Below are 9,600 nucleotides of genomic sequence, written 5' to 3'. Positions count from 1 at the left end.
CGAACACAGCAGTTAAGCTCGTCTGCGCCGATGGTACTGCATGGGCAACTGTGTGGGAGAGTAGGTCGTCGCCATCGCTAACGCCTTTCCTTCTCCCCATATAATTGCTGCGCATTCCAACGGAGACCCCGAACTACCCCACATAAATGCTGCGCGATTATACTGATATTCCCCATCTATATCTCCATTCATCCCGCTTAATTCTACCCACTATAGCGTTTAGCGTGTTTTATAGAATCTATGTAGTGCTACAACTAATAACCTTCTAAACACTCTAAACACTCTAAACACTCTAAACACTCTAACCATTCTACTATTACAGAAAAACCTTGACCCAAATGACTCTGTTACTACAAATGACTAAAGCTGAAAAATATAGGAGTTGCCCATATGGAAAGCATTGTTGATTGCACTGTTAGTTACCATGTTCCTGCTCAGCGTTTGCGCTGGATCCGATCAATTCAAAGAATAAGGAAATAGAGCCAGTATATTGCACGGGATATGGCATGGCTGGATTGCACCCCTCAGTTTAGTATTAAGCATATTCAGCGATGGAATTCGGATGTATGAACCTAATAATGAGCTTTGATTTAGGATTTTATATGGAAGTAATCGGTGGTTTTGGCGGGCTTGCACTCAACCGCAAGAAGCATTAGAAAGATGACTAAGGCGGGGCTGATGCATCATGTAGAAATCTATGTGGACGATCTAGATGCCACAAAAGAGTTCTGGGGCTGTTTTTGGGGACACTTGGGATATGTAAAGTATCAGGAATGGGATGCAGGGGTCAGTTATCAGAAAGGAGATACATACATTGTTTTTGTGCAAACTGAGGAGAAGTACCGGACTCCGCAGTACTATCACTGTCACAGCGGTTTGAATCACCTGGCTTTCCATGCTGCCTCCAAGGAAATGGGGGATACAATTACCGAAGAATTGCGTGCCCGGAACATCACAATTCTGTATGAAGACCTGCATCCATTCGTTGCTGGAGAATACAGTTATGCGGTGTTCTTTGAATATCCCATGCGCATGAAAGTTGAGCTTTGTGCCTATTAGAAGTGGGAGGAATTGATGGATAGAGAAATTCCGCTAAAGGAACGACTACGCAAACGGCTTAGAGTAGTTCCCTATATTTTTATACTGATTGTCGTGCTGGTGCTGGGGAAACTGTGGCTTGATCATCACCTTAAGGTTGCCGTTGTTCACAAGAAAGACATTGTTACTGCGATAGTACAACGAGGTAAGATGGAGGGTTCTTTCATTGCAGAGGCAGTAGTGACGCCGCTTAGCTCATACAGGGTGGAAGCAATGACAGGAGGTAGAATAGAGGCTACATTCTTTCAGCCTGGAGACTATGTGGAAAGAGGGCAAACAATCCTGCGACTGAGTAATGATGATCTAAAGCTTAATCTTCTGGCGCAAGAAGCAGCAGTGACGGATCAGGTAAACAACCTCAACAATGCCCGCATTCTGAACAATCAAAGCCTGTTGAGTCAGCGGTTGAAAGTAGCTGAAGCCCGCAACAGCCTGGTCAGAGAACAACGTATGTATGAACAAAAGAATCAGCTAAGAAGCCAGGGATTTATCTCCGAAGAAGAGTTTCTTTTGGCGGAAGAAGACTTCCAAATTGCAGATACCAGATATAGATATCTGGTGGAAGAAGCACGTACGGATTCACTGTTCAGAGAACAGCAACTTGTACAATTGGATAGTGCCGTGAAACAACTGCAACTTAGTCTGCAGCAGATTCGCAATCGTATCAATGAACTGGATGTGAAGGCTCCAATGAGCGGTCAGATCACCGAGATGGATTTGAAGCTAGGACAGATCATCGCTACGGGAAGCCTGCTGGCCGTAATTGAAGATGACAGCCGCTATTATCTGAAAGGAAGCGTGGATCAATACTATTTGGGCAGACTGTCGGAGGGCTCGCAAGCCAGAATCCGCTACGATGGCGAGGACATTCTGCTCACCGTATCCAAAGTGCATCCCCGTTTGGTAAACGACAAGGTCCAAGTGGATATCACTGGGAAGCTTCCCAATGGCATGAAATCCGGACAGTCGGTAGCCCTCGAGATAATCACTGAAAGCCTGGAAGATGTGCTGTATCTGCCTCAAGGGCAATATCTAAGTGATGGGGGAGGGCACTGGGTATATGTACTGGGCGAAGATGGAAAGATAGCAGAACGCCGCTATGTAAGTATGGGTTTCCGAAATATCCGCGAAGTGGAGATATTGGGCGGTTTATCCGCAGGCGAAAGAGTGATCACATCATCCTATAAGACCATGAAAGACAAGGAACTAGTCCGGATCAAGGAGGCCAAATGATATTAAAGCACATCAAGCTCTCCTTCCGCCAAATCATCCGACAGAAGTTCAGCTTCGCGATCGCCATATTGGGCCTCGCTCTCGGTCTTGCTGCTGCGGGTCATTTGATTTCATATACTTTGTATTACCTGGATTACGATCAAAATGTTGAGAATCAAGGAGAGTGGTACCGGCTGCGTTTTAGTGATCTGCATCCGGAATTTGGGGAGCTTGCCACTGCGTCATTCTTTATTCCGCCTGCTGCGATGTTACTTGATGATATCCCAGAAGTGCTGGAGCACATTGTATATTGGCCCAGCGTTGTTGCACTCAATCTCCGCTGTGATGACAAACCATTCCAGATGCCAGCACTTACTTATGTTTCAGAGATTTTTCCCAAGCACTATCAGATGGAAATTAAGTATGGTAATCCTGATTCCCTACTCAGTGATCGAAGTGGGATACTGATCAGCGAGAGCTTTGCTCAGAGCTTTTTTGGAAACATCAATCCGGTTGGCAAGCAGATTTACGTGGGAGATATCCCAAAGTATCATATCAGCGGAGTCTTCGCGGATTTAAGAGATAACCTTCATCTGAAGCATGATCATTACATACTATGGCCAGAAGATACCGAAGCTGCTCCCACAAGTGAGGAGGATTGGTATATCACTGGGCATGTGCGCGTAAGAATAGCGCATCCGGAGGAAACGAAGGCTGTAGAACGAAGGCTGAATGAAGTGCTGGAGCAATACCGCAACTTGATCGGTCAAAGCGGCACAATTCAAGTTCATCTGGATCCCATCCGCCAGATTCACTTTATGCCCAACCTAAAAGACGATGCACCCACAATGCCGATACTGAACATCGTATCGATACTCGTGTTGGCAGGTTTGTTGATTATCTCGGCTATGGTCAATTTCCTGATCATCATAGGTCTATCCTGGAAGAAACGCAGCGACGAATTCTATTTTAGGCGCGCAGTCGGTGCCGGTAGAGCTGAGATCTTTGGCCAGTTAATATGTGAATATGGCATCTATATCGGTCTGGCACTGTTGATTGGAATCATTCTTTATAGTGCAACTATGGGCATATTCGAAGATTTGGTTAAAGTGGATGTAAGTAGATATAGCATGGTAGATTTACCATACTCAGTTTACAGTGCTTTGATCTTCCTCGTTTTAGCTTTAGTCTCTGGTATATTGATGAGTTGGCGTCATTCTCGCATCAAGCTGGATCAAAATACCTGGCAAGGTGTTCACAGGAACAGAGGCATTACCGTGCTGCTCTTTGTGCAGATGACGATCAGTTTTGCCCTAATTGCCGTGGCGGTTTCGATGTATCTACATTACAGCTTTGTACGCGGTTTGGATTGGGGCTGGGATCATCAGAACACAGTGCAATACAAGTTTATCTCTATCATGGATGAAGGTAGATCGGGCTACAGTGATGCAAGAGTGATCAGGCAAAGAATTCGGGAACTGCCTGGAGTACTCAAGGAAAGTGTAAGTAATTTCAACCTCATAAGTGAAAGCTTGGACAATCAAAACGGATTTCATGAAGTACCAATCTACTTGCAGGATGCCGAGGGAAATACTCCAATCCGTTCCTATTTGAGTAGCTGTACACCGGATTTCTTTGAAACCCGAGGGATCAAACTGGTATCCGGACAGATCCCGGACACTGCAACGGATACGCAGGTGGTTGTAAACCAAAGCTTTGCGGACAAGTATCTGGTAAATCCAGTGGGAAGCAGGCTGCGTGAGGGAGATGATCTCGACGAATCCAACTGGTACGAAGTGGTGGCAGTAGCTGAGGATTGCTGGTGGTTTCCGCCATACCAGGAGATGATCCCCCTGATCACGATCCTGAAACCTTATGTGATTAAGTACCATCAGATCACTTGGCGGGAAGGCATGAAACAGGAGGTGTTATCCGGACTGGAGCATATCTTTGCGGAAACCGCCAGCAGCGGAGTCTTTGGTTATTCCTCTCAGGAAGTCGAACTGTCCCAAGCTGGCTTCTACGAGCAGGATCTGATCTACAAAAACATCAGTATGTTTATGGCGATCTTCGTGGTTCTGATCGCAGTGATGGGAGTTTACGCGGTCAGTGCGCAGAGTATACATGCACAGATGAAGGACATCAGCATTCGCAAAATCTGTGGGGCAGAGATGAGTGATCTGCAAAAGCTCTATTTTCGTAGTTACCTCTATCTCTATATCGCTTCAGCGCTTCCGGGCTTGTATCTGGCGTCCAACCTGATCCGGTTGTATATAGATAAGCTCGCACTGGATAACAGCGCAAGCATGATGGGCTATCCAGCAGCGATCTTGATTATGATCCCGATTGTGTTTGTTCCTCTTTCTTTGAACATCTTTATGGCTTACAAAGCCGATCCCACCCGCTATTTGCAAGCAGATTAAGGAGATAACAGTGATAAAACTAACTAACCTAAGTAAGATTTACCGTACCGATACAGTAGAAACCACCGCTTTGAATGATCTGAATCTTACCATCGAAAAGGGCAGCTTCATTGCCATCAAAGGTCCTTCCGGCTGTGGCAAAACCACTCTACTGAACATATTGGGTTTGATGGATAGAGCCAGCAGGGGAGAGTATAGCTTCACCGGTAAAAATGCTTCCACGATGAGCGAAAATGAGCGCAACAGATTACGTCGCAAAACCATCGGCTTCCTCTTTCAGAAGTTTAACTTGATCAGTTCACTCACCGTGTTTGAGAACGTGGAACTACCCCTTTTGTACCAGAAAGTGAACACCTCTTCCCGGAAGGAACGTGTGATGTCAATACTGGGACAATTGGGGGTGGAAGCCAGAAAAGATCACTTCCCGCATCAGCTTTCGGGTGGACAGCAACAGAGAGTGAGCCTTGCACGTTGTGTGATCAACAATCCAGAATTGATCCTTGCCGATGAACCGACTGGTAATCTGGACAGCCGTAATGGTGAGGAAGTAATGCGGTTGTTAAAGGACTTACACACTTCTGGCCGTACCATCGTGATGGTTACTCACGACGATCATTATGCCACGTTTGCCGACCAGATCATCCATCTGAACGATGGTATGATTGTGTAGTCCGTAATAGACTGATACTATCCCTTCACCAGCTCTTCCAATATTCGCTGAGCCACGTTTTGGCCAAAAATATCGGGATGGGCATCGGGTTTGGTGAAGCTTGATATTGCGCTTGGGAAGCTGCTTTCTTCCGGAGGTAATAACAGATTCCATCCGCTTTGTACCGTTTCCACCCATTCAGTTTCTGGGCGCAGGGTTACGCAACGCTTCTTCAGAATGTATGCTTCTTTTTGGATGCCGCCGCTATCGGAGAGCATCATGCCACAATTGTCCATCAGCATCAGGAAATCCAGATAAGCTTGAGGAGCTATGAAATGGATGTTATTAAACTGTCTGTTTGAAAGGTTTTGTAGGATTTTACGCGTGCGGGGATGCACCGGGAAGATGATTCTGGTATCAAGCGTATCCAGAGAGCTAAGGATGTGCTGCAACTTCATTGGATCATCCACATTGTAAGGTCGGTGCAGGGTCAAAAGGAAGTATGGTTCATTATCTGAAAGTTTCAGTTCTTGCATCACTTTTGATTCCCGCCGGGCTTTGGCAATCCCCAAAGCCAACGAATCCACCATGATATCACCTACCAGGCGGCAGTTCTCGCTCAAGCCTTCTCTGGCTGCATTCTCCATCGCTTTCTGAGTAGGTGCCAACAGCAGATCGCAAATATGATCGGTGGCAATGCGGTTGATTTCTTCCGGCATACTGCGGTTAAAGCTTCTGAGGCAGGCTTCCACATGTGCGGTTTTGATGCCCAGTTTTACTGCTGCCAACGCTCCTGCCAGGGTAGTATTGGTATCGCCATAGACGATCACCATGTCTGGCTTTTGCTTCTCCAGGATCGGCTCTACCAAAGCCAGGATTTCTCCGGTCTGTACACCCTGGGTGCCTGACCCCACGCTTAGGTTGAAGTCCGGAGCGGGTATCTCCATATCTCTGAAAAACACTTCGTTCATCTGAATATCATAATGTTGTCCGCTGTGGATGATCAATTCTTCGTGTCCAGCGGTGCGAATCACGCGGGATAGCGGTGCCAGTTTTACAAATTGGGGTCTTGCGCCTACTATCTGGATTATCTTCATCATATCTCCATTATCGTTTGATGGGCAGGAATTGCGATTCCCATTTGGATTCCATCTTATTTCCACTGTAGTCTTGCGTCTTTTCTTCGACCACAAGATGATAAGAGCGGTAGTTTGTCAATTCTGTTTCCGGTGTCAAGCTGAGCTTTCGTCCGTTTATGCTCTCTATGGTCAGGGCTACTTCTTGTTTACTGTCTGAAGCGATCAGTTTCGCATGCAGGTCCTTCGGCAGGATAATCTCGGAAAAAATAAGCTCGATGCGAGGCTGCAGATCGTTTACCGTAGCACCGTTACGAGGAGAAATCGCCAGTACTCTGGGTGGGACAGTATCGCTAAACTCCTTGGGGATAAAGCTGATTGCGCTTACGGGAGTGATGTTGCCTTTCATATCTTTCAGATTTCGTACTTGAACTCTATAATCTGTGCTATCCGGTTTTGAGGTAAGTACATGGATCATGTTACCTGCTAAATAGCGCCGAATTACCGTCAATTCTCTATCTGTATCTTTCTCCGTTACCTCAATATATTCAAACGAGCTAATCTCTTCGCTAAGTTCAATTTCCAATTCATGGGGAGAAATCTGTCTGATGCGCTTGATCTGAGCTAAGGTAGTGTCTTCATACACCATTTCTAAATCCATGCTGCTGCGTTCATCCACTGTTGCGATATCCTCAAAGAATGGCTCTACAGAGGTGTCATAACGTCCGTTCAGGTTTTTGTCGATGTATGCGCGCAAACGATATTCCGCAGGATTCAATACTGGCAATTGGTAGCTGCTTCCGCTCAATTCGTCCATCATTACCAATAGCGAATCTGCAGAAAATACCGAGACTTTTATCTTTGCACTCCGGTCTTCATCTCTTTCATAATTGATGAGTCCGGAGAGGCTGGCTGAGACGGGATTGCCACTCTTGAATATTAAAGTATATGGCCTATCCAATTCATTGCCGCGCAGGTCTTTCAGCCTATTGCTTAGGCTCACGTAATAATATGTATCCTTTAGCAATTTCTCCCGTATCTCGATGCGCATAGTGGCGCGGGTCATACTGATGTGACGATTGGTAATTGGAGGATAAAAGAACACCGAATTGTTGAGGCTACTTTTGTCCATAGCTTTGCTAAAATCGATCTCAATCACACCGGATGAGATATCTCCATATTCTGCTGGAAGAGAGGACAAAAGGCCTGGCTTTTCCGTATCTTCAGGCCCTCCGGTGGGACTCTTTTTGCTGCCGCAAGCACTGATCAGCAGCATTGCCACCACAAATATAACCAGATAGAGCTGTTTCATAGATCCTTCCTTAAAATGTACTTGCCCAGGGCATCATATTCCACATTCACATACTCACCTGGCTTAAGCAAGGGTAGGTTGCTGTTTTGCTTGCTATGTTCGATCAAGGCTATGCTAAACTCCCTCTTTCCTAACCATGCGACAGTCAAGCTTACGCCATTGATTGCCACAGATCCCTGCGGTATCAGCAGTTGTCTGTCCGCTGGATGCAGTTCGTAATGATAGTATGAGGTGTTTCCCCGCTGTTCCATGCGCAGATATTTTACTGCTCTGTCGATATGACCCATCACCCAATGTCCATCCAGCCGGTCGCCCAGTTTTAAGGCTCGTTCCAGATTCAGAATGTCGCCATTGCGCCATGTTCCGGCACTGCTTTTTTCTACAGTTTCGTTCATAACCTGAACTGTGAAAGAACCTCTGTCCAGCTCTAGCACAGTGAGGCAGATGCCATTGCAGGCTATTGAAGAGCTGATCTTTATATCTTCAAAGCTTTGCGGACGTTTTATGCGCAGATACTGACTTCCCGCATCTCTGGTGATGCTTATGATGGGGGACGTGGCTTCAATGATTCCTGTAAACATCTCACACCTTGAATCTTCGGTCCCAAGCGCTGCGTAGAGTATTGCTGCTGCTATATTCCAGGTCTCCTCCAAAGGGCAGCCCGGTGGAGAGCCGGGTGATGGTGATGGGGTGGTCTTTGAACATCTCCCACACGAAATGGATGGTGGCTTCGCCTTCTGCGGAAGGTTTTAGCGCCAGGATGATCTCTTTTGGCTTCAGCCTTGCTACACGTTGTGTCAGGATATCGGCGTTGATCTCTCGCGGTCCGTAGCCGTCGATGGGAGAAAGCAGGTGACCCAATACAAAATAGAGTCCGTGATACTCATTCATCTTTTCGATAATCTGGATATCGGCGCTTTGTTCTACTATGCAGAGACTCTCATGGCTTCTATCTACTGCGGAGCAAATGGGGCAGGGATCGCTTTCTGAAAGCATCAGGCAATCAGAACAGGGCTTGAATGATTCCATAGTAGTTGTTATGATCTCGGCCAACTCCCTTGCGAAACTCTTGTCCTCACTAAGTAAGTGCCAGGCTAATCGCTGAGCGGTCTTTTTCCCGATTCCTGGAAAACGTGCCAGACTCTCGACCAGTTTTTCCAGATTTTCGCTGATATACATCGCTAAAAGAGGCCGGGTATCTTCACCCCACCGGTTAATTTACCCATGATGTCACTGCTGGCTTCCGCCACTTGTTTATGAGCTTCCTGCAGAGCTGCCAGGATGAGGTCTTCCAACATTTCCACATCATCCGGATCAACAGCTTCGGGATCTATCTTGATGCTCTTGACCTCGTAAGATCCGGTCATGCCTACTTTTACCATTCCACCGCCAGCAGATGCCTCAAATACTTTGCTCTCCAGTTCTTGTTGGGATTTCATCATCTCTTGCTGCATCTTCTGAGCTTGCTTCATCAATTGATTCATATTCTTTCCGCCTGGTAACATGGGGAACTCCTTATAATTTATTCTACTTTTCCATGATATCACAAAATTTAAAGCAGAGGGAAATTAGTCAAGCGCTTTCGTGGTCAGGATACAGAATCCCATAGTTGACTCTAGCTAGTGTCATGTCAAGCTTGGTGTGGTAATCTCCATATTGCCACAACGACCTAGGGGATTTTTTGAAGCATTTTTATCTTCTCCTAAGACCGTTGCACATAGAAGTGGACAAAAAGTATAGATAAATAATACTTGACAAATCAGATGCGTAGGTTATATTGTCTCTATAACAACACAGGAGCTAAACATGGAAAAGCAAACCATAACCTTC

Annotated in this window: 9 protein-coding genes; 4 read left to right on the top strand and 5 right to left on the bottom strand. The window is 46.2% G+C overall.

From position 1 onward, the window contains the following. Positions 1-675: 675 nt before the first annotated feature. The 4 genes from PHF32_07795 to PHF32_07780 are packed head-to-tail and all read left to right on the top strand — an operon-like array spanning position 676 to position 5,403. Entirely contained in the window at positions 676-1,059 is a 384-nt protein-coding gene (locus PHF32_07795) for a hypothetical protein (GenBank protein ID MDD4560618.1), read from the top strand. Positions 1,060-1,074: 15 nt separating this feature from the next. After that, positions 1,075-2,331 (top strand): HlyD family efflux transporter periplasmic adaptor subunit, encoded by a 1,257-nt coding sequence (locus PHF32_07790; protein ID MDD4560617.1) that lies wholly within the window; start codon positions 1,075-1,077, stop codon positions 2,329-2,331. Next, on the top strand, positions 2,328-4,733 hold the full coding sequence (locus PHF32_07785) for an ABC transporter permease (GenBank protein ID MDD4560616.1): 2,406 nt from the start codon (positions 2,328-2,330) through the stop codon (positions 4,731-4,733). Before PHF32_07790 ends, PHF32_07785 begins: the two co-directional genes overlap by 4 nt. Positions 4,734-4,743: 10 nt before the next feature. Continuing rightward, positions 4,744-5,403: an ABC transporter ATP-binding protein gene (locus PHF32_07780; GenBank protein ID MDD4560615.1), complete on the top strand. Its 660-nt coding sequence runs from the start codon at positions 4,744-4,746 to the stop codon at positions 5,401-5,403. A 17-nt stretch (positions 5,404-5,420) separates the two neighbouring features. Here PHF32_07780 and wecB read toward each other — a convergent pair whose 3' ends face one another. From wecB to PHF32_07755, 5 genes are read right to left on the bottom strand one after another with little or no spacing between them, the layout of a single operon-like run. Continuing rightward, positions 5,421-6,479, bottom strand: coding sequence for a UDP-N-acetylglucosamine 2-epimerase (non-hydrolyzing) (wecB, locus tag PHF32_07775; protein MDD4560614.1), 1,059 nt, complete (start codon positions 6,477-6,479; stop codon positions 5,421-5,423). A 10-nt stretch (positions 6,480-6,489) separates the two neighbouring features. Further along, positions 6,490-7,770: an Ig-like domain-containing protein gene (locus PHF32_07770; GenBank protein MDD4560613.1), complete on the bottom strand. Its 1,281-nt coding sequence runs from the start codon at positions 7,768-7,770 to the stop codon at positions 6,490-6,492. After that, on the bottom strand, positions 7,767-8,351 hold the full coding sequence (locus tag PHF32_07765) for a riboflavin synthase (protein ID MDD4560612.1): 585 nt from the start codon (positions 8,349-8,351) through the stop codon (positions 7,767-7,769). The genes PHF32_07770 and PHF32_07765 overlap by 4 nt, the downstream gene beginning before the upstream one ends. Before the next feature lies 1 nt (position 8,352). Beyond that, positions 8,353-8,949 carry a recombination mediator RecR gene (gene recR / locus PHF32_07760; GenBank protein MDD4560611.1) on the bottom strand — a complete coding sequence of 199 codons (597 nt, stop codon included), beginning with the start codon at positions 8,947-8,949 and terminating at the stop codon, positions 8,353-8,355. Between the two features lie 2 nt (positions 8,950-8,951). Further along, positions 8,952-9,275 carry a YbaB/EbfC family nucleoid-associated protein gene (locus tag PHF32_07755; GenBank protein ID MDD4560610.1) on the bottom strand — a complete coding sequence of 108 codons (324 nt, stop codon included), beginning with the start codon at positions 9,273-9,275 and terminating at the stop codon, positions 8,952-8,954. Positions 9,276-9,600 lie beyond the last annotated feature (325 nt).

This window comes from Candidatus Cloacimonadota bacterium (assembly GCA_028706475.1).
Taxonomy (GTDB): domain Bacteria; phylum Cloacimonadota; class Cloacimonadia; order Cloacimonadales; family Cloacimonadaceae; genus UBA5456.
The sequence above is the reverse complement of the archived record's forward strand: the minus strand, read 5'-3'. Positions and strand labels throughout refer to the sequence as shown.

What these genes read in the sequence shown, in the direction of transcription:
- PHF32_07770 (MDD4560613.1), bottom strand. Translation starts at nt 7,770, where the DNA reads ATGAAACAGCTCTATCTGGTTATATTTGTGGTGGCAATGCTGCTGATC.
- PHF32_07785 (MDD4560616.1), top strand. Translation starts at nt 2,328, where the DNA reads ATGATATTAAAGCACATCAAGCTCTCCTTCCGCCAAATCATCCGACAG.
- recR (MDD4560611.1), bottom strand. Translation starts at nt 8,949, where the DNA reads ATGTATATCAGCGAAAATCTGGAAAAACTGGTCGAGAGTCTGGCACGT.
- PHF32_07765 (MDD4560612.1), bottom strand. Translation starts at nt 8,351, where the DNA reads ATGTTTACAGGAATCATTGAAGCCACGTCCCCCATCATAAGCATCACC.
- PHF32_07755 (MDD4560610.1), bottom strand. Translation starts at nt 9,275, where the DNA reads ATGTTACCAGGCGGAAAGAATATGAATCAATTGATGAAGCAAGCTCAG.
- PHF32_07790 (MDD4560617.1), top strand. Translation starts at nt 1,075, where the DNA reads ATGGATAGAGAAATTCCGCTAAAGGAACGACTACGCAAACGGCTTAGA.
- wecB (MDD4560614.1), bottom strand. Translation starts at nt 6,479, where the DNA reads ATGAAGATAATCCAGATAGTAGGCGCAAGACCCCAATTTGTAAAACTG.